Origin of the sequence: Streptomyces sp. NPDC002701 (assembly GCF_042889045.1) — a bacterium.
GTDB lineage: Bacteria > Actinomycetota > Actinomycetes > Streptomycetales > Streptomycetaceae > Streptomyces.
The window spans coordinates 543192-567209 of the sequence record NZ_JBIAQL010000001.1 but is presented as its reverse complement, the minus strand read 5'-3'; the positions used below and the strand labels follow the sequence as shown (position 1 = coordinate 567209).

Annotated in this window: 25 protein-coding genes; 13 read left to right on the top strand and 12 right to left on the bottom strand. The window is 70.2% G+C overall.

Features of this window, described 5'->3' with window-relative positions; translation table 11 throughout:
* Nucleotides 1–173 precede the first annotated feature (173 nt).
* Nucleotides 174–1094 (bottom strand): helix-turn-helix transcriptional regulator, encoded by a 921-nt coding sequence (locus ACFYXC_RS02410; RefSeq protein ID WP_389545923.1) that lies wholly within the window; start codon nucleotides 1092–1094, stop codon nucleotides 174–176.
* A 100-nt stretch (nucleotides 1095–1194) separates the two neighbouring features.
* On the opposite strand from ACFYXC_RS02410, the gene ACFYXC_RS02405 reads away from it, so the two are divergent.
* Both ACFYXC_RS02405 and ACFYXC_RS02400 read left to right on the top strand, forming a co-directional pair.
* Complete coding sequence (locus tag ACFYXC_RS02405; RefSeq protein ID WP_389545920.1) at nucleotides 1195–2622, top strand: MFS transporter; 1428 nt, start codon at nucleotides 1195–1197, stop codon at nucleotides 2620–2622.
* Nucleotides 2623–2762: 140 nt separating this feature from the next.
* Nucleotides 2763–2969 (top strand): hypothetical protein, encoded by a 207-nt coding sequence (locus ACFYXC_RS02400; RefSeq protein WP_388908730.1) that lies wholly within the window; start codon nucleotides 2763–2765, stop codon nucleotides 2967–2969.
* 31 nt (nucleotides 2970–3000) lie between these two features.
* Here the strand turns inward: ACFYXC_RS02400 and ACFYXC_RS02395 are convergent, their stop codons facing one another.
* From ACFYXC_RS02395 to ACFYXC_RS02385, 3 genes are all read right to left on the bottom strand, one after another.
* Nucleotides 3001–3585: a TetR family transcriptional regulator gene (locus ACFYXC_RS02395; RefSeq protein ID WP_389545917.1), complete on the bottom strand. Its 585-nt coding sequence runs from the start codon at nucleotides 3583–3585 to the stop codon at nucleotides 3001–3003.
* A 25-nt stretch (nucleotides 3586–3610) separates the two neighbouring features.
* Entirely contained in the window at nucleotides 3611–4615 is a 1005-nt protein-coding gene (locus tag ACFYXC_RS02390) for an aldo/keto reductase (protein ID WP_389545914.1), read from the bottom strand.
* A 245-nt stretch (nucleotides 4616–4860) separates the two neighbouring features.
* A complete protein-coding gene (locus ACFYXC_RS02385) occupies nucleotides 4861–6243 on the bottom strand; it encodes a glycine--tRNA ligase (protein WP_388908736.1) in 1383 nt (460 codons plus the stop codon).
* A 208-nt stretch (nucleotides 6244–6451) separates the two neighbouring features.
* Between ACFYXC_RS02385 and ACFYXC_RS02380 the strand changes: the two genes are divergently transcribed.
* From ACFYXC_RS02380 to ACFYXC_RS02365, 4 genes are read left to right on the top strand one after another with little or no spacing between them, the layout of a single operon-like run.
* Entirely contained in the window at nucleotides 6452–7432 is a 981-nt protein-coding gene (locus ACFYXC_RS02380) for a metal ABC transporter substrate-binding protein (RefSeq protein WP_389545911.1), read from the top strand.
* Between the two features lie 36 nt (nucleotides 7433–7468).
* Nucleotides 7469–8251 carry a metal ABC transporter ATP-binding protein gene (locus tag ACFYXC_RS02375; protein WP_388908740.1) on the top strand — a complete coding sequence of 261 codons (783 nt, stop codon included), beginning with the start codon at nucleotides 7469–7471 and terminating at the stop codon, nucleotides 8249–8251.
* Between the two features lie 4 nt (nucleotides 8252–8255).
* Entirely contained in the window at nucleotides 8256–9170 is a 915-nt protein-coding gene (locus ACFYXC_RS02370) for a metal ABC transporter permease (RefSeq protein ID WP_389545908.1), read from the top strand.
* Between the two features lie 60 nt (nucleotides 9171–9230).
* Entirely contained in the window at nucleotides 9231–9665 is a 435-nt protein-coding gene (locus tag ACFYXC_RS02365; protein WP_388908744.1) for a Fur family transcriptional regulator, read from the top strand.
* A gap of 195 nt (nucleotides 9666–9860) precedes the next feature.
* Here the strand turns inward: ACFYXC_RS02365 and ACFYXC_RS02360 are convergent, their stop codons facing one another.
* From ACFYXC_RS02360 to ACFYXC_RS02350, 3 genes are all read right to left on the bottom strand, one after another.
* Complete coding sequence (locus tag ACFYXC_RS02360; protein WP_388908746.1) at nucleotides 9861–10712, bottom strand: isoprenyl transferase; 852 nt, start codon at nucleotides 10710–10712, stop codon at nucleotides 9861–9863.
* 39 nt (nucleotides 10713–10751) lie between these two features.
* Complete coding sequence (recO, locus tag ACFYXC_RS02355; protein WP_388908748.1) at nucleotides 10752–11504, bottom strand: DNA repair protein RecO; 753 nt, start codon at nucleotides 11502–11504, stop codon at nucleotides 10752–10754.
* Between the two features lie 100 nt (nucleotides 11505–11604).
* The gene (locus tag ACFYXC_RS02350; protein WP_388908750.1) at nucleotides 11605–11820 is read right to left on the bottom strand and encodes a hypothetical protein; all 216 of its coding nucleotides are present in this window, start codon (nucleotides 11818–11820) and stop codon (nucleotides 11605–11607) included.
* 350 nt (nucleotides 11821–12170) lie between these two features.
* Here ACFYXC_RS02350 and ACFYXC_RS02345 point away from each other — a divergent pair, with 350 nt between their 5' ends.
* Together ACFYXC_RS02345 and ACFYXC_RS02340 are read left to right on the top strand one after the other, a co-directional pair.
* The gene (locus ACFYXC_RS02345) at nucleotides 12171–13004 is read left to right on the top strand and encodes a Scr1 family TA system antitoxin-like transcriptional regulator (protein WP_389545903.1); all 834 of its coding nucleotides are present in this window, start codon (nucleotides 12171–12173) and stop codon (nucleotides 13002–13004) included.
* Nucleotides 12986–13189, top strand: coding sequence for a DUF397 domain-containing protein (locus ACFYXC_RS02340; RefSeq protein ID WP_389545900.1), 204 nt, complete (start codon nucleotides 12986–12988; stop codon nucleotides 13187–13189). The genes ACFYXC_RS02345 and ACFYXC_RS02340 overlap by 19 nt, the downstream gene beginning before the upstream one ends.
* 2 nt (nucleotides 13190–13191) lie before the next feature.
* On the opposite strand, the gene ACFYXC_RS02335 is transcribed toward ACFYXC_RS02340, so the two are convergent.
* The 5 genes from ACFYXC_RS02335 to ACFYXC_RS02315 all read right to left on the bottom strand — a co-directional run bounded on the left by ACFYXC_RS02335 (nucleotide 13192) and on the right by ACFYXC_RS02315 (nucleotide 17012).
* Nucleotides 13192–14037: a DUF2637 domain-containing protein gene (locus ACFYXC_RS02335; RefSeq protein WP_389545898.1), complete on the bottom strand. Its 846-nt coding sequence runs from the start codon at nucleotides 14035–14037 to the stop codon at nucleotides 13192–13194.
* Nucleotides 14038–14053: 16 nt separating this feature from the next.
* Nucleotides 14054–14299 carry a hypothetical protein gene (locus ACFYXC_RS02330; RefSeq protein WP_389545895.1) on the bottom strand — a complete coding sequence of 82 codons (246 nt, stop codon included), beginning with the start codon at nucleotides 14297–14299 and terminating at the stop codon, nucleotides 14054–14056.
* Nucleotides 14300–14463: 164 nt separating this feature from the next.
* Entirely contained in the window at nucleotides 14464–15702 is a 1239-nt protein-coding gene (locus tag ACFYXC_RS02325) for an abortive phage infection protein (protein WP_389545893.1), read from the bottom strand.
* 99 nt (nucleotides 15703–15801) lie between these two features.
* The gene (locus ACFYXC_RS02320) at nucleotides 15802–16242 is read right to left on the bottom strand and encodes a protein-tyrosine phosphatase family protein (protein ID WP_389545890.1); all 441 of its coding nucleotides are present in this window, start codon (nucleotides 16240–16242) and stop codon (nucleotides 15802–15804) included.
* Nucleotides 16239–17012, bottom strand: a complete 774-nt coding sequence (locus ACFYXC_RS02315; RefSeq protein WP_389545887.1) for a FadR/GntR family transcriptional regulator — start codon at nucleotides 17010–17012, stop codon at nucleotides 16239–16241. The genes ACFYXC_RS02320 and ACFYXC_RS02315 overlap by 4 nt, the downstream gene beginning before the upstream one ends.
* Before the next feature lie 231 nt (nucleotides 17013–17243).
* Between ACFYXC_RS02315 and ACFYXC_RS02310 the strand changes: the two genes are divergently transcribed.
* Genes ACFYXC_RS02310 through ACFYXC_RS02290 form a run of 5 tightly spaced genes read left to right on the top strand, consistent with a single transcriptional unit; the run spans nucleotide 17244 to nucleotide 23939 of the window.
* Complete coding sequence (locus tag ACFYXC_RS02310; protein ID WP_389545884.1) at nucleotides 17244–18872, top strand: ABC transporter substrate-binding protein; 1629 nt, start codon at nucleotides 17244–17246, stop codon at nucleotides 18870–18872.
* Between the two features lie 46 nt (nucleotides 18873–18918).
* Entirely contained in the window at nucleotides 18919–19881 is a 963-nt protein-coding gene (locus ACFYXC_RS02305; RefSeq protein WP_388908766.1) for an ABC transporter permease, read from the top strand.
* Entirely contained in the window at nucleotides 19881–21899 is a 2019-nt protein-coding gene (locus tag ACFYXC_RS02300) for a dipeptide/oligopeptide/nickel ABC transporter permease/ATP-binding protein (protein ID WP_389546748.1), read from the top strand. The genes ACFYXC_RS02305 and ACFYXC_RS02300 overlap by 1 nt, the downstream gene beginning before the upstream one ends.
* A 1-nt stretch (nucleotide 21900) precedes the next feature.
* A complete protein-coding gene (locus ACFYXC_RS02295) occupies nucleotides 21901–23001 on the top strand; it encodes an oligopeptide/dipeptide ABC transporter ATP-binding protein (RefSeq protein ID WP_389545880.1) in 1101 nt (366 codons plus the stop codon).
* The gene (locus ACFYXC_RS02290; RefSeq protein WP_388908770.1) at nucleotides 23001–23939 is read left to right on the top strand and encodes a dihydrodipicolinate synthase family protein; all 939 of its coding nucleotides are present in this window, start codon (nucleotides 23001–23003) and stop codon (nucleotides 23937–23939) included. Before ACFYXC_RS02295 ends, ACFYXC_RS02290 begins: the two co-directional genes overlap by 1 nt.
* Nucleotides 23940–24018 lie beyond the last annotated feature (79 nt).

Below are 24018 nucleotides of genomic sequence, written 5' to 3'. Positions count from 1 at the left end.
CCCCGATCCGCCCTTCAGGGGCGCGGGGAACTGCGCGCTCAGCCACAACCAGCCCGCACCACACCACCGCACCCCAGCTCCCCCAGGGGCGCCGGGAACGGCGCAATCTTTTAAGGGGCGCGGGGAACTGCGCGACCAGGCACGACCGGCCCGCACCACACCACCGCACTCGGCTAGCAGCCCCCACCAAGCAACCGCAGCCTTTCCAGCCGTTCGCGCGACTCCCCGTCCGTCGGCGCGTACGTGACGAGCCGTGCCCCCTCCACCGGCCCCAGCCACAGATCCGTGTGGACGAGCGTCAGCCGCCCCACGTACCGGTTGTCGAACAGCTTCGTCTTGCTCCGCGCCCCCACCACCTCATGCCGCTCCCACACCTCACGAAACTCCTCCGACTCCGCGCACAACCGCTTGAGCAGCATCTTCCACGCGGGATCGGCGAGATGCCCCGCCATCGCCGCCCGGAACTTCGCGGCCATCAACCGCACCGTCTCGTCGAGCAGCACGATCGACGACCGCCACTGCTCGTTCGTCGTGACGAGGAGCATGCAGTTGCGATCCTCCGCGGGCACCTCGTCGAGGTCGCACAGCAACCGCCCGTACGTGCGGTTGTACGCGAGGATGTCGTACCGGCTGTTCTGGATGCAGGCCGGCAGCGGCTCCAGCTGCTCCAGCGTCTGCAACAGCGCCGGCGTGATCGTCGTACACCGCGAGGCCGGCGTCGGATCGACCGCGCCGGCCAGCTGGAAGAGATGCGCCCGCTCGTTCGAGTCCAGCATCAGGCTGCGCGCGAGCGCGTCGAGGACCTGCACGGACACCTGGATGTCCCGGGCCTGTTCGAGCCATGTGTACCAGGTGACGCCGACCGCGGAGAGCTGCGCGACCTCCTCCCGCCGCAGACCGGGCGTGCGGCGCCGGCTGCCGCGGGGCAGACCCACCTGCTCGGGCGTGATGTGCTCCCGCCGGTGCCGCAGGAACGCGGCCAGCTCGTGCCGCCGGATCTCCGACTCCCCCGAGACCCGCTCGTCCGGCCCGCGCGGAGGAACACCGGCAGCCAGGGGCTCCCGCTCCCGTACCTTCTCGGCCATGGTCGTCATGCCTCCAGCCTGCCGCCCCACGGACCCTGTTGCCAGGTAGTCCTTCTACCAGGATAAGAAGACTCTGGTACCCGTCTGGGTGCGGGAGCACGATCGACCGGTGACCGAAATCCTGTCTCCCCGTACCGCGCGCTCCGTGACCGGTCCACCCGTGCTCGGCGCCCTCGGGCTGTTCACCGTGCTGCTCGGCGCGGCCCTGCCCCTCGTCGACTTCTTCATCGTGAACGTCGCCCTGCCCACGATCGGCCACGACCTGGCCGCGGGCGAGGCCGTACTGGAACTCGTCGTCGCCGGCTACGGAGTCGCGTACGCCGTGCTGCTCGTCCTCGGCGGCCGGCTCGGCGACATGTTCGGGCGGCGCCGGCTGTTCCTCGGCGGGATGGTGGCCTTCGGACTGACCTCGCTGGCCTGCGGCCTCGCACCGACGGCCTGGACGCTCGTCGCGGCGCGCGTCGCCCAGGGCGCGGCGTCCGCGGCGATGCTCCCGCAGGTCCTCGCCACCATCCAGTCGGCGACCCGGGGCCCGCGCCGCGCGAAGGCGATGGGCCTGTACGGGGCCACGGCCGGACTCTCCATGGTGGCCGGGCAGATACTCGGCGGCGTCCTCGTCGCGGCGGACATCGCGGGCACCGGCTGGCGCGCGGTCTTCCTGGTGAACGTGCCCGTCGTGCTGCTGGGCCTCTTCCTGGCCGCCAGGGCCGTCCCCGAGACCCGCTCGCAGCACCCGCAGCCGGTGGACGTCCCCGGCACGGTCCTGCTGGCCGTGGCCCTGGTGTCCCTGCTCGCCCCGCTCACCGAGGGCCGGGCGGCGGGCTGGCCCCTGTGGACCTGGCTGTCCCTCGCCCTGTTCCCCGTCGCCGCGACGGCCTTCTACCTGGTCGAACGCCGCGCGGAACGCCGGGGCCGCACCCCGCTGGTCCCGCCTGGTCTCTTCGCCGACGTGCCCCTGCGCCGCGGCCTGGTGATGATCGTCCCCTTCTCCGTCGGCTTCAGCGGCTTCATGTTCGTCATCGCGGTGGCGCTGCAGCAGGGCGCGGGCCTGAGCCCGGTCCGCGCGGGCCTCGCCCTCGTACCGATGGCGGTGGCCTTCTTCGTGGCGTCGCTCCTGGGCCCACGGCTGATCGCCCGCTGGGGAACGCGCGTGGTGACCGCGGGCGGGGTGCTCCAGGCGGTCGGCGTGGGCGTCCTCACCGTCACGGTGTGGAGTTCCTGGCCACACCTGGGAGGTCCCGGACTCTGGCCGGGTCTGATCGTCGCGGGCGCCGGGCAGGCGCTCCAGCTGCCGGTCCTCTTCCGCGTCATCCTCTCGCAGGTCCCCGCGGCCCGTGCCGGAGTGGGCAGCGGCGTCATGATCACCGTCCAGCAGTCCGCCCTGGCCCTGGGAGTGGCCACCCTCGGCACCCTGTTCCTCTCCCTGGTCCCGGGACGGGGCATGGGCCAGGCCCTGACGACGACCCTGCTCGTCCAGCTCGCCGGTGTCCTCCTGACGACCGCGCTGAGCCTGCGCCTGCCACGCGAGATCACCTGACCCGCCCGGACGCGCCACGCCCTCCCCCGGCTCCCCGGACCGATGCGCACAGAACTCACCCCGTCCCGCCCCCCGTTGATGTTGTTCTTGCTGCACACTCCTTAGCGCGCGCAAGCGGTGCGCGACCACCAGGAGGCGTCATGCTGCAGATCAACACCAGCAAGGTGAGCCGCTGGGACCAGCACGGCCGCGAGCACGTCGTACGGGTACAACGCTCGGGCGTGCAGCGGACGATCAGATGCGACACGTGCGGCTGGCGCAAGGCGGCCCAGTTCCTGCCCTGGCTCAAGGCCGAGGAGCACCTCGCGGAGGCACACCAGGCGACGGTGGACCCGACGGGAGCCTAGAAGGCGCGACGCAGCGCGGGCGTGCGGGCGGTCAGGCGCGCAGCCCACGCACCACCAGGTCCACGACCTCCGCGAACTCGCCCTCGATGCCCGGCTGTTCCCACTCGCGGGCGTGGCACGGGTCGTGGAAGCGGTCCGTGGCGTGGAAGACGGCGAGGGCGGTGGCGGCCGGGTCGGCGGTGGCGAAGGCACCGGAGTCGACGCCGGACCGGATGATCGTCGTCAGCTGCCCGGTCAGGCCGGCGATGTGCTCGCCCACCGCCTCGCCGCTCTCCCCGGTCAGCACCATGTACGTGGCGAACAGTTCCGGGTCGTCGCCCGCCTTGCGGCGCTTGGCCGTGAACAGCGCCGTGACCCAGTCGCGCAGCCGGGCCTCCGGGTCACGGTCCTGCGCGGCGATGCCTTCGAGGGTCTGCGACGTACGGTCCAGCCAGCGTTTGGTGACCGCCTCCCGCAGCGCGGCCTTCGTACGGAAGTGCCGGTAGACGCTGCCGTGGCTGACGCCGAGCGCCCGGGCCACGTCCACCACGGTCGCCTTCGCGGGGCCGTGGCGGCGCAGCACCTCCTCGGTCGCCTCAAGGATGCGCTCGGCGGTCAGGATCTCGGTGGTTGCCATGATGATGACCGTACCGGCGGTGTCGTCAGCGCTCGCTGTCGAGGTATGCCATCTGCGCGGACGGGTAGCGGTCGCCCGCCGCCGCCCCGGCCGGTACGGCGTCCTCGATCGCGGTGAGGTCGGCGGTTTCGAGGACGACGTCGAGCGCCCCGAGAGCCTCCGTCAGCCGCTCGCGGGTGCGGGCGCCGACCAGCGGCACGATGTCCTCGCCGCGCGACAGGGCCCAGGCGATGGCGATCTGTGCGACGGACACGCCCTTCTGCTGGGCGATCTTCCGCAGCGCCTCGACGAGGTTCAGGTTGTGCTGGAGGTTCTCGCCCTGGAAGCGGGGGCTGTGGGCCCGGAAGTCGTTGGCGGCGAGCTGCCGGTCCTGGGTGAAGTGCCCGGAGATCAGGCCGCGCGACAGCACGCCGTACGCGGTGATGCCGATGCCCAGTTCACGGGTGGCCGGCAGGATCTCGTCCTCGATGCCGCGCGAGATGAGGGAGTACTCGATCTGCAGGTCCGCGATCGGCGCGGTGGCCGCCGCCCGGCGCACGGTCCCCGCGCCGGCCTCGCTCAGCCCGATGTGCCGTACGTACCCCTTCTCGACGAGTTCGGCGATCGCGCCGACGGTCTCCTCGATGGGGACGTCCGGGTCGACGCGCGCGATGCGGTAGACGTCGATGTGGTCGACCCCGAGCCGCTGCAGCGAGTACGCGGCGAAGTTGTGCACCGCGGCGGGCCGCCCGTCGTACCCGGACCAGGCGCCCGCGGGATCACGCAGGGCGCCGAACTTCACGCTGACGAGCGCCTGTTCACGCCGGGCGGCCGGGGCGCTCCGCAGCGCCTCCCCGATCAGCATCTCGTTGTGCCCCATGCCGTAGAAGTCCCCGGTGTCGAGCAGGGTGACGCCCGCTTCGAGCGCGGCATGGATCGTGGCGACGGCCTCCTCCCGGTCGGCCTCCCCGTACAAGGCGGACATCCCCATGCACCCGAGCCCGAGAGCGGACACCCGGGGCCCGGTGGTACCGAGGGAACGAGTGAGCATCTGAAACTCCTGTACGTCCGTGCGGAAGTGGTCCCCCCACCCTGACATGACAGCTGACAGATTTCAATATCTGTCAGCTGTCATGTCGACGGCAACAGAAAAGCCTCGACCCCCTCACCTGCGTGAGGGGGCCAAGGCTTACCCACCAAGGGGCGCGGGGAACTGCGCGACCAGCCACGACGGCCCCGCAGTCGAACGACTACCGCACCGTTCGCGGAGCGACTACCGCACCGTTCGCGGAGCGACTAACAACCGACCAGCCGACTGGCGAGGTACCCCTCGATCTGGTCGAGAGACACCCGCTCCTGCTTCATGGAGTCCCGCTCCCGCACGGTCACCGCGTTGTCTTCAAGCGTGTCGAAGTCGACGGTCACACAGAACGGCGTACCGATCTCGTCCTGACGACGGTAGCGACGACCGATCGCACCGGCGTCGTCGAAGTCGATGTTCCAGTTCTGCCGCAGCGCCGTCGCGAGGCCCTTGGCCTTCGGCGACAGCTCCGGGTTGCGGGACAGCGGCAGCACGGCCACCTTCACCGGCGACAGCCGCGGGTCGAGCCGCAGCACCGTCCGCTTCTCCATCTTGCCCTTGGCGTTGGGCGCCTCGTCCTCGACGTACGCGTCCAGCAGGAACGCCAGCATCGCGCGGCCGACACCGGCCGCGGGCTCGATGACGTACGGCGTCCAGCGCTCGCCGGCCTCCTGGTCGAAGTAGGAGAGGTCCTGGCCGGACGCCTTGGAGTGCGCGGAGAGGTCGTAGTCCGTGCGGTTGGCGACGCCCTCCAGCTCACCCCACTCGTTACCGCCGAACTGGAAGCGGTACTCGATGTCGGCGGTGCGCTTGGAGTAGTGCGAGAGCTTCTCGGCCGGGTGGTCGTACCAGCGCATGTTCTCCTCGCGGAGACCGAGGCCGGTGTACCAGTTCCAGCGCTCCTGCATCCAGAACTCCTGCCACTTCTCGTCCTCACCCGGCTTGACGAAGAACTCCATCTCCATCTGCTCGAACTCGCGGGTGCGGAAGATGAAGTTGCCGGGCGTGATCTCGTTGCGGAAGGACTTGCCCATCTGCGCGATGCCGAACGGCGGCTTGCGGCGCGAGGTCTGCTGGACCTGGGCGAAGTTGGTGAAGATGCCCTGCGCGGTCTCGGGACGCAGGTAGGCGACGGAGCCGCTGTCCTGGGTCGGGCCGAGGTGCGTGGAGAGCAGGCCGGAGAACTGCTTGGGCTCCGTGAAGGTGCCCTTGTTGCCGCAGTTGGGGCAGTTGAGGTCGGCCAGGCCCTTCTCGGGCAGGCGGCCGTGCTTGGCCTCGTACGCCTCCTCCAGGTGGTCGGCGCGGTACCGCTTGTGGCAGGAGGTGCACTCGGTGAGCGGGTCGGAGAACGTGGCGACGTGACCGGAGGCCACCCAGACCTCGGTCGCCAGGATCACGGACGAGTCGATACCGACGACGTCCTCGCGCGACGTCACCATGTAGCGCCACCACTGACGCTTGATGTTCTCCTTGAGCTCGACACCCAGCGGCCCGTAGTCCCAGGCGGCCCGCTGGCCGCCGTAGATCTCACTGCACGGGTAGACGAAGCCACGGCGCTTGCTCAGGCTGACGATGGTGTCGATCTTGTCGGCGGCCACGGTGCTCTCTTCATTACGACGACGGGCGAACTTTGACGGAGCGCTTCAGAGCGAATGCCTCAGATTACCGGCGGCCCCGCCCCCCGGATCAAATCGGTTGGCGGTCCCGGCCAACCGCCACCGCCCCACCCGTCCCATACCGGGATGAAGCCCAGATCACAAGGCCAGTTATTGACAATCGTTTCCAGAATCATTGAAAATGACTGTCATGAACGTACGACGACGCCACATATCCGCCACCGTGATCGCGGCGGCCACCGCCCTCGGTCTCGGCACCCTCTCGGCCTGCTCGTCCGACTCGGACGCGGCGGGCGCCGGCAGCGGCGGGAAGCTCGACGTCGTGGCGTCGTTCTACCCGATGCAGTTCCTCGCCGAGCAGATAGGCGGGGACCACGTCGACGTGCGCACCCTGACCGAGCCCGGCCAGGAGCCGCACGACCTGGAGATCAGCGCCAAGCAGACCGCGCAGCTCCAGGAGTCGGACGTGGTCCTGTACCTGAAGAACCTCCAGCCCTCGGTCGACGAGGCGGTCGCCCAGTCCGGCATCAAGACCAAGGTCGACGCGGCCACCCTGACCGAGCTGGAGGACCACGGCGGCGCGGGCCACTCCCACGAGGGCGAGGAGGAGCACGCCGCCGAGGAGGAGCACGCCGGCGAGGAGGAGTCCGCCCTCGACCCGCACATCTGGCTCGACCCCGTGAAGTACGCCCAGGTCGCCGAGGGCGTCGGCAAGGCCCTGGAGAAGGCCGACCCGGACAACGCGGCGGACTACGCGAAGAACACCGAGGCGCTGACGAAGAAACTCGGCGACCTCGACACCGAGTTCAAGGACGGGCTGAAGAACACCGACTCCAAGGTCTTCTTCACCAACCACTCCGCCTTCGGCTACCTCGCCGAGCGCTACGGCCTGACCCAGGAGTCCATCTCCGGCCTGGACCCCGAGAGCGAGCCGAGCGCCGCCCGGGTCAAGGAGCTCCAGCAGGAGGCGAAGGCCGACGGCGTCACCACCGTCTTCTACGAGACACTGGTCTCGGACAAGACCGCGAAGACCCTGGCCGACGACGCGGGTCTGAAGACTGATGTACTCGACCCCCTTGAGGGCATCACCGACAAGTCCGAGGGCGACGACTACTTCGAGGTCATGCGGTCGAATCTGGCGGCGCTGGAGAAGGCCCTCGGCGCGAAGTGACGCGGACGCGGTACGCACTGACGGAAGGCATGAGCCATGACGGCTGACCAGCTTCGGGACCCTGTCATATCCCTGCGCTCAGTGACCGCCGAACTCGGCTCGCGCCCCGTCCTGCGCGGCATCGACCTCACGGTGCACCGCGGTGAGGTGGTCGCACTGCTCGGCGCCAACGGCTCCGGCAAGTCGACCGCCGTGCGCACCGTCATCGGCCAGGTGCCCGTCACCGGCGGCGAGATCGAGCTGTTCGGCACCCCGCGGCGCCGCTTCCGCGACTGGGCGCGCGTGGGGTACGTACCGCAGCGCACGACCGCCGCGGGCGGGGTGCCCGCCACGGTGACCGAGGTGGTGTCCTCCGGGCGGCTGTCCCGGGCCCGCTTCGGCGTGCTGCGCAAGGCCGACCGCGAGGCCGTCCGGCGGTCCCTGGAGCTGGTGGGCCTCGCCGACCGCGCCAAGGACTCCGTGAACGCCCTCTCCGGCGGCCAGCACCAGCGCGTCCTCATCGCCCGCGCCCTCGCCTCCCGGCCCGAACTGCTGATCATGGACGAGCCGATGGCGGGCGTGGACCTGGCCAGCCAGGAGGTGCTCGCGGCGACCTTGCGGGAGCAGGTCGCGGCGGGCACCTCCGTCCTCCTCGTCCTGCACGAACTGGGCCCGCTGGAGCCGCTGATCGACCGCGCGGTCGTGCTGCGCGACGGCTGCGTCCTGCACGACGGCCCGCCCCCGCGGGCGGTCGGCCAGCACGCACTGCCCGGCCACGACCACGTACACCCCCACGCGGCCCACGACGCCGAACCGATCCGGACGGGACTGCTGAGCTGACGCCATGAACCTCGAATTCCTCGACTACGCCTTCATGCAGCGGGCCCTGCTCGCCGCCGTCCTCGTCGGCATCACCGCCCCCGCCGTCGGCATCTACCTCGTGCAGCGCCGCCAGGCCCTGCTGGGCGACGGCATCGGCCACGTCGCGATGACCGGCGTCGGCCTCGGCTTCCTCCTCTCCTGGTCCCCCGTGTGGATGGCGACCGCCGTCTCCGTGCTCGGCGCGGTCCTCATGGAGCTGATCCGCTGGTACGGGAAGACGCGGGGCGACCTCGCGCTGGCGATGCTCTTCTACGGGGGCATGGCGGGCGGTGTGATGTTCATCAACCTCGCGCCGGGCGGCTCCAACGCCAACCTGACCTCGTACCTCTTCGGCTCGCTCTCGACGGTGTCGGAGTCGGACGTCACGGCGATCTGTCTCCTCGCGGCCTTCGTCGTCCTGGTGACGGTCGGGCTGCGGCGGCAGCTCTTCGCGGTCAGCCAGGACGAGGAGTTCGCCCGGGTGACGGGGCTGCCCGTACGCGCCCTGAACCTGCTCACGGCCGTCACCGCGGCGGTCACGGTCACGGTCGCCATGCGCGTGGTGGGGCTGCTGCTGGTCTCCGCGCTGATGGTGGTCCCGGTGGCCGCCGCCCAGCAGCTCAGCCGCAGTTTCGCGGCCACCTTCGCGATCTCGGTGGCCATCGGGGTCAGCGTGGCCATCGGCGGCACGGTCACGTCGTACTACCAGGACGTGCCGCCCGGCGCGACGATCGTGCTGCTGACCATCGGGGCGTTCGTGCTGCTCACGGTGGCGGCGACGCCGCTGGCCAGGCGGCGGGCGCGGGCTGCCGCGCGGGTCGCGGCACAGGAGGCCGGCGACCCGGCGGAATGTGTCATTCCGGCCGGCCGGAAGCCCACCGGGAAGGTCGGCGTCTGACCGCGCCCAGCTCGGGCTGGCACAATGGCCCGGCACAGCCGCAGACGTTTGGAGGCAACGGTGACGACTGCTGGACCGCCCGTTCGGGGCCGTTCCACCCGGCAGCGTGCCGCCGTGGCGGCGGCGCTCGACGAGGTCGACGAGTTCCGGAGCGCGCAGGACCTGCACGACATGCTCAAGCACAAGGGGGATTCCGTCGGGCTCACCACGGTGTACCGCACGCTGCAGTCCCTCGCGGACGCGGGTGAGGTCGACGTGCTGCGCACGTCCGACGGTGAGTCGGTGTACCGCCGCTGCGCGAGCGGGGACCACCACCATCATCTGGTGTGCCGGGTCTGTGGCAAGGCCGTGGAGGTCGAGGGGCCCGCGGTGGAGAAGTGGGCGGAGGCGATCGCCTCGGAACACGGGTATGTGAACGTGGCCCACACGGTGGAGATCTTCGGCACCTGCGCGGAGTGCGCTGCGCGCGGCCAGGGGGCAGTGACCTCGCCCTGACCCCGGGTGCGCCCCGCTGGGACCCGAGCCAAAAGATTGCGCAGTTCCCCTCCCCGCGCCCCCAAGAAAGCAGGGGGCGCGGGGAGTTTTTTAGGGGCGCGGGGAACTGCGCGATCAGCCACGACGCACCCGCACCCGGCACTTCTCAGGGGCGCGGGGAACTGCGCAATCTTTCAGCTGCGGGCCGGAGGGGGCTCAGGCTTCTTCCGGGCGGCCCCTCATGTCCGCCTCCATGGCGAGCAGGTCCTCGTTGGGCACGGCCCCACCGAAGCGCCGGTCCCGCGACGCGTACTCCACGCACGCCCGCCACAGATCCCGCCGGTCGAAGTCCGGCCACAGCACGTCCTGGAACACCATCTCCGCATAACTCGACTGCCAGATCAGGTAGTTGGACGTCCGCTGCTCACCACTCGGCCGCAGGAACAGATCGACGTCCGGCATGTCCGGGTAGTACAGGTACTTCTGGATGGTCTTCTCGTTGACCTTGTCGGGATCCAGCTTCCCGGCGGCAACGTCCACGGCCAGCGCCCGCGCCGCGTCGGCCAGCTCCGCCCGCCCCCCGTAGTTCACGCAGAAGTACAGGGTCATCAGGTCGTTCTTCTGCGTCTGCTCCTGCGCGACCTGCAGCTCCTGCACGACGGACTTCCACAGCTTCGGCATCCGCCCGACCCACCGGATCCGGATCCCGAGCTCGTCCATCTCGTCCCGCCGGCGCCGGATGACGTCCTTGTTGAAGTTCATCAGGAAGCGGACCTCCTCGGGCGACCGCTTCCAGTTCTCCGTCGAGAAGGCGTACAGGGAGAGGTTCTTCACGCCCAGTTCGAGGCAGCCCTTGAGGACGTCCATCACGACGCCCTCCCCGACCCGGTGGCCCTCGGTACGCGGCAGCCCCCGCTCCTTGGCCCAGCGCCCGTTCCCGTCCATCACGCACGCCACGTGGTTCGGGATCAGCTCACCGGGGAGCTTGGGCGCGCGGGCACCGGACGGGTGCGGCTCCGGCGTCTTGTACTCGCGGCGCTGGCGCCCCAGGATCCCGCGTACCACCATCTGCTTCTCGTCTCCCTCAAAGTCAGGTACCGCTGTTGCTCAGGTGCTTTTCTCGACGTACCGCAGGGAGCGCAGTCCACGCTCCAGGTGCCAGTGCAGGTAGGCCGACACCAGGCCGCTGCCCTCCCTGACGAACCGCGGCTCGCAGGCGTCCGCGACCGCCCAGTCCCCTGTCAGCAGCGCGCCGAGCAGTTCGAGGGCCCCCGCCGAGGGTACGACGCTGCCGGGCACCCGGCAGTCGACGCAGACGGAACCTCCCGCGGCGACCGAGAAGAACCGGTTCGGCCCGGGCATCCCGCAGCGCGCGCAGTCGTTGAAGCTCGGCGCGTAGCCGTTCACGGCGAGCGAGCGCAGCAGGAACGCGTCGAGGATGAGGTGCGGCTCGTGCTCGCCCTGGGCGAGGGTGCGCAGCCCGCCCACCAGCAGCAGGTACTGCTGGACGGCCGGCTCGCCCTCGTGGTCGGTGAACCGCTCGGCCGTCTCCAGCATGGCCGTCCCGGCGGTGTAGCGGGCGTAGTCCGTGACGATCCCGCCGCCGTACGGAGAGATCGTCTCGCTCTGTGTGCACAGGGGCAGCCCGCGGCCGATCAGCTCGCTCCCGCGGGCGAAGAACTGCACGTCGACGTGGGAGAACGGTTCGAGGCGGGCGCCGAACTTCGACTTGGTCCGGCGCACGCCCCGCGCCACGGCCCGTACGCGCCCGTGACCGCGGGTGAGCAACGTGATGATCCGGTCCGCCTCACCCAGTTTCTGGGTGCGCAGCACGATGCCGTCGTCGCGGAACAGACTCATGGGCCCATTCTCGCGTACGGAGTCCGTGGACGTGGCCGGGGTGCCCGATCACCTGCCGGAGGCCGGGTTCCGAGGGAAGGGACGGTTCTGGGGCGCGCGGTCAAGGGACCTCGCCCCGACTGCGTGCGTTGGCGTATGCCGTCGCCGCGCTGAGCCGCTCCGCCACGGTGGCTCCCCGGACGGCGTCCGGTGCGCAGTCCCATTCCCTGCCGCCGCCGTACGGCCTCAGTTGTACGTACGGTCCCTCGTGCCCCATCACCCTGCCCACCCGCCCGGTTCGCGTGTCGACGACGTACGTCCCGATCGTCGGCTTCATCCGAGCACCGCCGCGAGCCGGGCCGCCGTCTCGACGGAACACCGGCCCAGTTCCACGAGGGGGCACGGTGCCTCCCGCGCCAAGGTTGCCGGGTCGATCCGGAGTGTCGGCAACTTAATTCCTGCGGCCGCTAGTGCTTCGCGCAATTCTTTCACCGTTTCCTCCGCTTGTTCGACACAGGCCGTCGAGTGCCGTGCGTCGCGTCCCTGGTGGGCAGCCTTCACGGTGTTTCCCTTCCCTTTGGGTTTCACGCTTTTCCTCTACACCGTGACACCTCCCGCTTAGACTTCGGAAGACCTCTACGCTCAGCAACGCCGGTGCAGTACAGGTGGACTACCAGGGGGTTTTCCATGGCCAACGGTTCACGGCAGGCGGCTTGGGAGTTCTTCGGAACCGAGCTGAAGAGACACCGGGAGGAGGCGGGACTGACCCAGGCGGAGTTGGGTTATCGCGTTTTCGTGTCGGGCGGCTACATCGGGCAATTCGAACAGGCAATTCGCAAACCACAGTTGGATGTGGCGGACCGGATTGACGACGCCCTACAAACCGACGGCTTTTTCGAGCGCACATGGCGGAAGCTGATTGACGACCGGCGGTACGCGGACTATTTCGCGGAGGTCGTCGAACTGGAGCGGACGGCGACGAAGATCTGCGAGTTCGCACCGACGCTCGTACCGGGGTTGCTGCAGAGCGCCACGTACACGCGTGTGGTGACGCTGGCCGGCAACCCCTTCGCCACTGACGCTCACATCGAGGAGAAGGTCGCTGCCCGCATCGAGCGGGCACAAATTCTGGCCGCCGCTGCACGGCCCGTGTACTGGGTGATCCTGCACGAGCAGGTGTTGCGCATCCCGGTCGGCGACGGAGGCGACATGGCGGAGCAGTTGGAACACATCACAGGGCTCGCGCGTCAGCGAAAGGTGCTGGTGCAGGTGCTGCCCACCGCAGTCGGCGCATACCCGTTGATGGGCCGGATGGTCAGGCTCTTCGAGTTCGCGGACGCGCCGCCGGCCGTCTATACAGAAGCCGTGTATTCGGGGAATCTGCTGGACGATCCGGCCCTGGTGAAGCGCGTACAGGGGACATACGATCTGCTCAGGGCCGCCGCGCTGCCGCCGGAGGCGTCCCTGGCCCTGATCACATCGGCGGCTGAGGACTACAGACGATGCGCGAGTTCGACCTGACCAAAGCCCGCTGGCGCAAGAGCACCTACAGCGACGACAACGGCGGCGACTGCGTCGAGGTCGCCGACGGAGTCCCCGGTCTCGTGCCGGTGCGGGACAGCAAGGTCGTCGCGGGACCCGTCCTGCTCATCGGGTCCCGCGCCTGGACGGAGTTCGTCGGCACCCTGGCGGCGCCGCACCGCTGAGGTCACTTCGGTGCGGCCGGGCCGTCCGCGCCCGCCGTGTCGCCCGTGACGGGCAGCACGGGCCGCGGGGCCGTGCTGGTCAGCAGCCGGTGCCGCGGCAGACTCTGGCGCGGCGGCCGGGTCATCGTGATCTGGCGGACGAGTTGCTGGAAGCAGGACAGCGCCGCGAGCGCCGGCAGGACGGCCGCGGCGATGCCGGTGAAACTCCGGTCGGCCTGGGCCGCGCAGAGCGCCATCGCGACCGAGGAGAACACCAGGACCACGAACCAGGAGTGCGCGGCCCGGCGCTGGTGCAGCGCGGCCCTCAGGATGGAGAGCGAGGCCATCATCCAGGGCCCGTAGACCAGCAGGGGCCACCAGACGGCCGTGCCGCTCTGCGTGTGGGACGCGACATGGCGCAGGGGGACGTAGGACACGATCCCGCCGAAGACGCTCACCATCGACACGATGACGGCGGCGAGCGCGGCGATCAGGAAGCTGACGGTCTGCAGCCAGGTGAAGCGGACCTTGCGGACGCGCACTTTCCGGTGCCCGGAAGGGTGGGACCGGATGGGCGGCAGCTCGGCGGTGATGGTGGCGAGGTTGTCCATCGGGTCGCCGGTGAGGCCGACGCCGGGCGACCCGCCACTGCGCGGCCGGGGCACGGCGGGGGCCTGCTCCGCCGACACGGCGTCCTGCAAGAGGTAGGTCATCTCCTCGACGGGATCCCAGCCCGAGTCGAGGGGATCCGCGGGGGGAGCCTCGTACCGCATGTCGACGGGGCCGCGGTGGCGCCCGCCGCCCACCCCCGGGCGATACGCACCGGGCTGGTCCGTCGGAACGAAGAGGTGGGCGTAGTCGTCGTTCATCGAGAACCTTCCCCCCTCAGACACAGGCCACGTTGCCACCGGGTCGCCCCTGGGCGCTCCACCGCTGGTCCAGGTCGGACTGCGCCCTGTTCAGAAACGCCAGGAATTCACCCAGCAGCGGCTCCGTAACCTGCAGTTCCACCGGCTTTCCGTCTCCGTGCAAGGTGCCACGGGCGCCCGGCGCCGAATAGGCCGAGGCCGGTGTGTAGATGTACCGGCCCATCACCACCGCGGGGGAGGCGGCCAGGTTCTTGTGCACCACGCGGGCGTGAGCCGGAGCGCCGAGAGGCTGTGCTTTCGTCATATGTCGCTAACGCGCCCATCCTTACTCGGGTGCGCGGCAAATGAGTGAGCGTAACGCCGCCGAAAGTATTGACGACGGCGTTTGTAGGTCAAGACCCGACATTGCCCGAAGAGAAGTTTTTGCTACTGGGGATTCTTATACGCGGCGTCCGGGCGGTGTCGTCCGTACTGCCGGGCGAGCGCGTGGAAAGCCTGTTTGGGTTCCCAGTGCCAGTCGGAGCCGGGGTCGTCGGGCCGGTCCTTGAGGGGCTTGACGACGGCGTAGGACGCCATGTCGAGGTCGTACCGCGGGTCGTCGGGGCGGTGCGGGGAGTCGGGGGTGACGAACTCGAACGCCATTGCCGCGTACAGGTTCATCGATTCGAAGACGTCGAGGACATCAGTGAGATAAGCGGCCTGTACGCGTTCGCTGCGCACCACTCCGCCTTTGATCTCCGGTGGTGTCTTGCCGTAGTCGACCACGTCCCAGCCCATCCCGCCCTGTTCGGGGGCGCCGGCGAACGTGCAGGTGCCGAACTCGGTGATCGCGAGCGGCTTGCCCCAGCGCAGGAACGTACGCAATTCGTTCACGTACTGCGCCCGCCGGGGAAAATACGAGTAATAGTCGATTCCCACGATGTCGAAGAGGTTCCAGTCGACGTTCTCGAACGCCGGATCCTGTGCGGCGGCGTAACTGAGACTGCCGCGGAAGACCGACCGGCCGACCCCCGCCGCCTTCGTGGTGAACGCGGCGAGCCGCCGCTGCATCCGCACGAGGTCGAAGGTGCCCTTCCGCAGGTTCTCGATCCGCTCCAGGACATCGGCTCCCGGCACGATGTCCGGCACGAACAGCCAGAACTCGCACCCCACGGCGAGGGTGACCCGCGCGCCCTGACGCCGCAGCCGCTCCCCGTGGCGCCCCGTCTCCGCCAGGTGTTCGAGGATGTCCTTCTCCGGTACGTCGCCCAGTGTCGGCTGGAGCCACACGTGCAGTCCGCGCTCCGCGACCTCGTCCGCCGTGGCGGTCAGGCGCTCGACGCCGTCGCCGGTGACCTCGACGGTGTCGGCGTGCAGGTCGTGCGCGATCACCCGGATGTCGCCGCGCATCCGCCGCTCGCTCCACGCCGTGCCCGGGGTCTCCCCGGCCCCGACGGTGTAGACCATCCCGCGGTGCGTCAGCCCGCGGCGCTCGGGACCGCGGCGCCGCGGTCCGCCGGGCGCCTGCTCGCGGCGGCTGCCGGCCGCGGCGGGCGCCGCCGGCAGGACCGCCGCCACGCCGGCCCCGACGGCCGCCGCGCCGGCCATGAACCGCGCGCGGCTGATCCCCGCGACGTCCGCGGTGCGCTGTCCCGTGTCCTCGGTCTTCCCCGTGTTCTGCGTCATGCCGCAAGTCTGGTGAGGGGCGCCCGGCCCGGCTGTCGGCCGATGGTCTACGGCACCCCGACCAAGGGATGAGCGTGGGTACGGAGGAGGGACTTCCGGTCACCCTCCGAACCTGCGTACGTACGTGCGCTGCCACGGCGTCTCGACGGCGTGGCGGTCGTAGTCACGTCGTACGAACCGCACGGCCTCCTCGGGCGGCACGCCGTCCAGGACGGCCAGACAGGCCAGGGCCGTGCCCGTCCTCCCCCGGCCGCCCCCGCAGGCGATCTCCACGCGTTCGGCGGGGTCCGCGGCCCGCTCCCAGGTCTGCGTCAGGACCTTCCGCGCCTCCGCCCGGTCCCGGGGCAGCCGGAAGTCGGGCCACCGCAACCACCGGCTCTCCCAGGGCACTTCGGGCGGCTCCTTGCCCAGCAGGTAGACCCCGTACGTCGGGGGCAGCGACCGCGGGTCGAGTTCCCGCCGCAGTCCCCGGCCCCTCACCAGCCGCCCGGACGGCAGCCGGAGCACGCCGGCCGCCCGCTCGTCCCATCCCGCGCTCATCCGACCCCCCGTGACTCCTGGGCGGCCCTCGCCTCGATCCCCCGGAAATGGTCCGCCATGGCCTTCTGCGCCCCTTCGACGTCGTGCGCCCGCAGCGCGACGACTATGTCACGGTGGCGGCGGACCGTGACCTCGGGCGCCGGATCGTCCGTCCAGCCCCGGACACCGGAGACCCGCCGGAACACGGTCCAGAAGGCGCCCAGCAACTGCGGCACCAGGGCGTTCCCGAGCGGCGCGTACAGCAATTCGTGGAACTCCCGGTCGAGTTCGGGGAACGGGCGGCCGGCCAGCCCCGCCTCCTCCATCCGGTCCACGACACCCTCCAGGCGGTCCAGCTCCCCGTCCGACAGAGCCCCCGCGACCCGGCGCATGAGCCCCTCCTCCAGCACCTCCCTGACCTGGAGCACCTCGGCCAGCGCGCCCGTGTCGTCGCCCTGGCGGGCCAGCGTGCGGAAGGTCAGACCGTCGGCGAACGGCGTCAGCGACGCCTGGCCGACATAGGTGCCGTACCCATGCCTGACCTCCACGATGTCGAGGGCCTGGAGCGCCTTGAGCGCCTCGCGCACGGAGTTGCGGCTGACACCGAGGGACTCCATCAGCTCGGACTCGGTGGGCAGGGGCGCGCCGGCCCGGAGTCCGCGGTCGAGGATCAGCTGCATGACCTCGCGCTGGATCCGGCTGCTCACCCGTCGCTCGCGGACGGAGCGCGCCGGGAAGGGTGAGCACCTGGGATCGCCCCTGGAGCCGTCGGATGCGCGCCGCTCAGACATGCGCCGCATCGTACGCGGCAGGGACATCCCACGTCCCACCTCCCGACAGGATTCGCGTCAATCGACGGTTGACCGTCCGTCAACTTCGTGATCGGCGGGCCGACATTGGTCGCACCTCTGGAAGAAGCGGCATTCGTGCGCGTTCCCTTGACCGCCCTCCCGGCCCCTCCTATCGTCACGCTGCACCTATGACGTAGGACGTCGTATCTCCCACTCCTTGCTGGAGGAACCGTGCGCGACGCGACCCCCGCACCGGCGCTGCACCGCCGGTCGTTCCTGAAGTACTCCGGCGCGCTCGGCGCGGCCGCCACCATCGCCTCGACGCTCTCCGCCTGCTCGTCGGGACCGGAGTCCACGAACGAGACGGGTGACGGGGGCGAGGGCGCCGACCGCACACTCACCGCGGTGATCGGCTACGGCAACGACCAGAGCTGGGACCCGCTGATGACGGCCTCGGCGTTCTCCATGGCCGCCAACCACCACATCTACGAGGGGCTCCTAGACACCGACCCGATCAGCCGCGAGCCGTACGCGGCCCTGGCCACCGAGGTCCCGGCGGATCTGCAGGCGACCACCTGGAGGTTCACGCTGCGCGGGGGCGCGAAGTGGCACGACGGGCAGCCCGTCACCGCCGACGACGTGATCTTCACCTACGGGCGCGTACTGGACCCGAAGACGACGACCCTCGCCAAGAACTTCTTCGCGTCCTGGCTCAAGGAGGTGCGGAAGGTGGACGAGAAATCGGTGGAGCTCGTCCTCAAGTTCCCCTTCCCGGACGGGGCGCAGCGGCTGACACTCGCGAAGATCATGCCGAAGCACGTGTTCGGGAAACCGGGGGCGCTGGACGAGGCGACGACGGGAAAGGCGGTGGGCTCGGGACCGTACCGGCAGAGCGCCCACCACCCGAAGTCCAACACCACTTTCGAGGCGTTCGCCGACTACAACGGGCCGAGAAAGGCCGCGTTCAAGAAGATGAACTGGCTGACGATAGTGGATGCCGCACCCCGGGTCGCGAAGATCTCCGGTTCCAGTGCCGGTGCGCAGATCTCCGACAACATCCCCTACGCCAATATCTCCCAGCTGGAGAAGGGCGGGATGAAGGTCGAGGGCGGGGCGGGGATGAACCACCTCTTCCTCCTCTTCAACACCGCCCACAAACCGTTCGACGACGTGCGGGTACGGCAGGCACTGCACTACGCGATCGACACGGAGAAAATGATCCGGGCCGCGCTGCGCGGGCACGGGAAACCGGCGTCGTCGTATCTCAACGAGGCGAATCCGACGTACCGGAAGGCGAAGACCGTCTACGGATACGACCCGGACAAGGCCAAGGCGCTCCTGCGGGAGGCCGGGGTCAGCGGGCTGAAGGTCAGCCTCATGGCGGTCAACGTGAGCTGGATCGTCGACTGCCTGCCGACGATCAAGGCGTCCTGGGACGCGATCGGCGTCAGGACGACCCTGGAGCCGCAGGAGACCGCCGCGCTCTTCACGAAACTCGACCAGAAGAAGGACTTCCAGGTCGTCGCCGCCGCGTCCAATCCCAATCAGTTCGGCCTGGACGCCGATCTGATCATGCATTACAACTACGGGCCTGGAAACACCTGGATGCGGTATGCCCGCTGGGAGGGGAGTTCCGTGGCGAAGGATCTCTTCAAACGGATGGACCAGGCCACCCGTGAACCGGACACCGAAAAGAAGAAGACGATGACTCAGGACTACATCGATGTCGTCGCCGAGAATGCGGTGATCTATCCGGTGGTGCACAACGAGCTCATCACCGCCTGGGACGCAAAGGATCTGACGGGGGTTCGGGCCCAGCCCTATCCGGGGATAAACGTGCTGCAGGCGAAGTGGGTCTGAGGGTTGTGTGACGGGTCGCCGGCAGCAGTGAGGAGAGACATAAACCGTGGTTGCGGTTGTGCGGATGATGATTCGGCGGATCGTTCTCCTTGTTCCGTTGATGCTCGGGATCATTCTGTTCGTCTTCGTCGTGATGCGGTTCTCGGACAGTGATCCGGCGTCCGCCTACTTCCAGGGCGCGAACCCCACCGAGCAGCAACTGCACGATTTCCGGGAGCGCAACGGACTGCTCGACCCGTTCCCGGTGCGGTACTTCGACTTCGTCGGGGACCTGGTCCGGGGCGACATGGGGGTCAGCGCGCTGACCAGGGCGCCGGTGGTCGACCAGGTCACCACCGCGTTGCCGCTCACCATGCAGCTGACCTTCCTGGGCCTCGGCATCGCGGTGGTGCTGTCGCTGCTCGGCGGGATCACCGCCGCGATCTACCGGGACCGCTTCCCCGACCAGCTGATCCGCGTCGTCTCGCTGACCGGCGTCGCGGCCCCCGGCTTCTGGCTGGCGCTGCTGATGATCCAGTACCTCGCCGTGGACGCGGGCTGGTTCCCGACCAGCGGATACGTCAACCCGGCCGACTCGTTCACCGGCTGGCTGAAGACCATGACCCTGCCCGCGCTGGCCCTGTCGCTGCCGGTCGCCGCCCAGCTCACCCGGATCGTCCGTACGGCGGTGGTCGAGGAACTGGACAAGGACTACGTGCGGACCGCCATCGGCAGCGGGCTGCCCCCGGTGGTCGTGGTCGGGCGGAACGTCCTGCGCAACGCCCTGATGAACCCGCTGACCGTGCTCGGACTGCGCGTCGGCTACCTGCTCGGCGGTGCGGTCGTCATCGAGACGATCTTCAACCTGCCGGGGATGGGGAAACTCATGATCGACGCCGTGAAGAACGGTGATCCGGCCGTCGTCCAGGGCGGCGTCCTCACCATCGCCTTCGGGTTCGTCGTCGTGAACCTGGTCATCGACATCCTCTACCTGCTGGTCAACCCGCGTCTGAGGAGTGCCGAGGCATGATGCTGATGTACCGGAAGCGGCTCACCGACGCCCTTTCCCTGCCCGGTGTCCGCCTCAGGGGATTCACCCGGCTGCCCCTGATCTCGCGGATCGCCGTCGTCGTCCTCGGGATCGTCGTCCTCACGGCCCTGCTGGCCCCCCTCGTCGCCCCGCACGACCCGCTCGAACAGTCGCCGCTGGTCGACGACGGCAACGGCGAGGGCGCCCCGTCGGGCGCCCACTGGATGGGGCAGGACAGCCTGGGCCGGGACATCCTCAGCCGGCTGATGTACGGGGCCCGCTGGTCCCTGGCGATCGGCCTCGGCGCGACCGCCCTCGCGCTGGTCGTGGGCGCCGTCATCGGCGCGATCGCGGCGACCTCGCGCAAGTCGGTCGACGAGACGCTGATGCGCGGCCTCGACATCGTCATGGCCTTTCCCGGCATCGCGCTCGCGGCCGTCTTCGTCGCCGTGTTCGGCGGCGGCATCCCGATCCTCATCGGCGCGATCGCGTTCCTCTACATGCCGCCGATGGCGCGGGTCGTACGGGCCAACGTGATGGACCAGTACGGCGAGGACTACGTGACCGCCGAGCGGGTCATCGGTGCCCGTACCCCGCACATCGTGTGGCGGCACGTGGCCATCAACTGCGCCGCTCCCGTCCTCGTCTTCTGCACCGTGCAGGTCGCCGAGGCGATCGTCTTCGAGGCGTCACTGTCCTTCATCGGCGCGGGGGTGCGGCCACCGGACCCGTCCTGGGGCAGTGTCATCGCGGACGGCAAGAACATGGTGCTGACCGGCGGCTGGTGGGCGACCGTGTTCCCCGGCCTGCTGATGCTGGTCACCGTGCTCTCCCTGAACATCCTCTCCGAGGGCGTCTCGGACGCGTGGGCGGCGCCCGCGGCCCGCGAGGTGGCGGCGCGCGAGGAGGAGGACCGCCTGGAGGCGCCCGAGCCCGGCAGCGGGAAGGTCCTGGAGCTGCCCGGTCTCACGGAGGCGGCCCAGCGGCTCCGCAGCCGGGCCCGCCCCCTGCCCCAGGGACGGCAGCCGGTGCTGAGCGTCGAGAACCTGGCCATCGGCTTCGACGCCCGCCACGGGGGTGTGGACATCGTCGACGGCATCAGTTTCGACGTCCAGCCCGGCGAGGTCCTGGGCCTGGTGGGCGAGTCCGGCTGCGGCAAGTCGCTCACCGCCCTCGCCGTGATGGGCCTGGAACCGAAGGGCGCCCGGGTCCGCGGCCATGTGCGGTTCGACCAGCGGCAGTTGGTCGGCGAGCCGATGCGTGTCCGGCGCAGGCTCCTCGGCCACGAGATGGCGATGGTCTACCAGGACGCCCTGTCGTCGCTGAACCCGGCGATGACGATCCGCGCGCAGCTCAAGCAGGTGGTCAGGCGGGGCGGCACCCGCACGGGCACCGAACTCCTCGAACTGGTCGGCCTCGACCCGGAACGCACCCTGCGCAGCTACCCGCACGAACTGTCCGGCGGCCAGCGCCAGCGCGTGCTGATCGCGATGGCGCTCTCCCGCGAACCCAGGCTGATCGTCGCCGACGAGCCCACGACCGCCCTCGACGTCACCGTGCAGGCGCAGATCATAGAGCTGCTGCTGAGGCTGCGTACCGAGCTGGACTTCGCGCTCGTCCTCGTCTCCCACGACCTGGCGCTCGTCGCGGACGTCACCGACCGGGTGGTCGTGATGTACGGCGGCCAGATCGTCGAGTCGGGCGTGACGGCGGACCTGGTGGAGTCGCCGTCCCACCACTACACGCGCGGTCTCCTCGGCAGCGTCCTGTCGCTGGAGTCGGCGGCGGAGCGGATGACCCAGATCAAGGGCGTGGTGCCCTCCCCCGCCGACTTCCCCGCGGGCTGCCGTTTCGCCGACCGGTGCCCGATGGCGACGGAGGTGTGCCGGGCGAACGCGCCCCGGCTGGCGGGCGCGTCCCACCACCAGGTCGCCTGCCACCACCCGGCGATCCCGCTGACCACCGGCACGACCACGACCCCGGCCGGGCCGGCCGGACCGACGGAAGCGAGGCCGTGACATGAGCGGACCGGCAAGCTCTCTCACGGGCCGTCCCCCGACCCCTCCCGCGGCCCCCCTCGTGGAACTGTCCGACGTGCACGTCGTCCACAAGGCGCGCAGCGGCGGCCTGTTCGCCCGGGACCGCGTGTACGCCCTCACCGGCGCCGGTCTGACCATCGCGCCCGGTGAGACGGTCGGCGTCGTCGGGGAGTCCGGCTGCGGCAAGTCGACCCTCGCCAAGGTCCTGGTGGGAGTGCAGAGACCGACGTCCGGGACGGTGTCCCTGCGGGGCGGCGACCTGTGGACGATGGCACCGGACGAGCGGCGGACCACGGTGGGCGCCGGCTGCGGCATGATCTTCCAGGACCCGTCGACGGCCCTGAACCGCCGGCTGACGGTACGCCAGATCCTGCGCGACCCCCTGGACGTGCACAAGCGCGGCACCCCCCGCGAGCGGGACGACCGGGTCCGCGAGCTGATGTCCCTCGTCGGGCTGCCCAGGGCGCTGGCCGACGGCCTCCCCGGGCAGCTGTCCGGCGGACAGCGGCAGCGGGTCGCCATCGCCCGGGCGCTGGCCCTCGACCCGGACCTGGTCGTCGCCGACGAACCGACGAGCGCGCTCGACGTCTCGGTCCGCGCCCAGATCCTCAACCTCCTCCTCGACCTCAAGGAACGCCTGGGCCTGGCCCTCGTCTTCGTCTCGCACGACATCCAGACCGTACGGAGGATGAGCGACCGCATCATCACGATGTACCTGGGCCGGATCGTCGAGGAGTCCCCGACCGACGAGGTGACGGACCGGTCCCGGCACCCGTACACCCGCGCCCTCTTCTCGGCGACGCCCGGCCTGCTGGACCCCATCGACCCGATCCCCCTGGTGGGCCCCGTGCCCTCGGCCACCCGTCCGCCGAGCGGCTGCCCCTTCCGCACCCGCTGCTGGCGGGCGGACGCGGTGTGCGCGGAAGCCATGCCGGACTTCGCGGCCGCGTCGACACTCGGGCACCGCTACCGCTGCCACCATCCTGTGCAGGACGGTCTCTCGACCCGTGACCTGGTCGCCCAGGCCGTCACCGCCGTACCGGAGGCCACCGCCATGGCCGACATCCCGAGGGAGCCTTGATGACCCTTCCCGCCCCGCTGACCGGTGTCGTACCGCCCGTCTGCACGCCCCTGACACCGGACCGCGAGGTGGACGTCCCCTCCCTGACCGGACTGGTCGACCATCTGCTGGAGGGCGGGGTGCACGGCCTGTTCGTCCTCGGTACCTCCTCCGAGGCGGCCCACCTGCCGGACCGTGACCGCCGCCTCGTCGTCGAGACGGTGGTCCGCCACGTGGCGGGCGCGGTCCCGGTCCTGGCCGGAGCCATCGACATGACGACCCCGCGCGTCCTCGACCACGTCCGGTACGTCACCGACGCGGGCGCCGACGCCGTGGTCGTGACGGCCCCCTTCTACACGCGCACGCACCCCGCCGAGATCGCCCGCCACTTCCGCCTCGTCGCGGCCGGCTCCCCGGTGCCGGTCTTCGCCTACGACCTCCCGGTCGGCGTCCACTCCAAGCTGGGCGCCGACTTGGTGCTGGAGCTGGCGGCGGAGGGGGTGCTGGCCGGGCTGAAGGACTCCAGCGGCGACGAGGGCAACTTCCGGGCCGTCGTCACCGGGGCGCGGGCGCACCCCGCCCTCTCCGGTTTCAGCGTGCTGACCGGGTCCGAGCTCGTCGTCGACTCCGCGCTGGCGATGGGGGCGGACGGGGCCGTCCCGGGGCTCGCGAACGTCGACCCTGCCGGGTACGTACGCCTGTACCGGCTGTGCCGCGCGGGCGAGTGGGAGCCGGCCCGGGCCGAGCAGGAGCGGTTGTGCGCGTTGTTCGGGATGGTGCGGGTGGGGGCTGCGACGTTCCGGATGGGGGGCGGTTCGTCGGCGCTCGGCGCCTTCAAGGCCGCGCTGCATCTGCGGGGGATCATCGCGTGCCCGGCCACGGCGGAGCCGCAGGTGCCGCTGTCGACGGAGGAGGTCGCGGTGGTGGGGAAGTTCTTGGCGGGGGCCGGTCTGTTGTAGGGCTTTCTCCGCCCCCGCCGCCCCTTCCCGTCCCAACCCTGGGGGCTGCGCCCCCTGACCCCGGGTGTCGGGCTGCCCG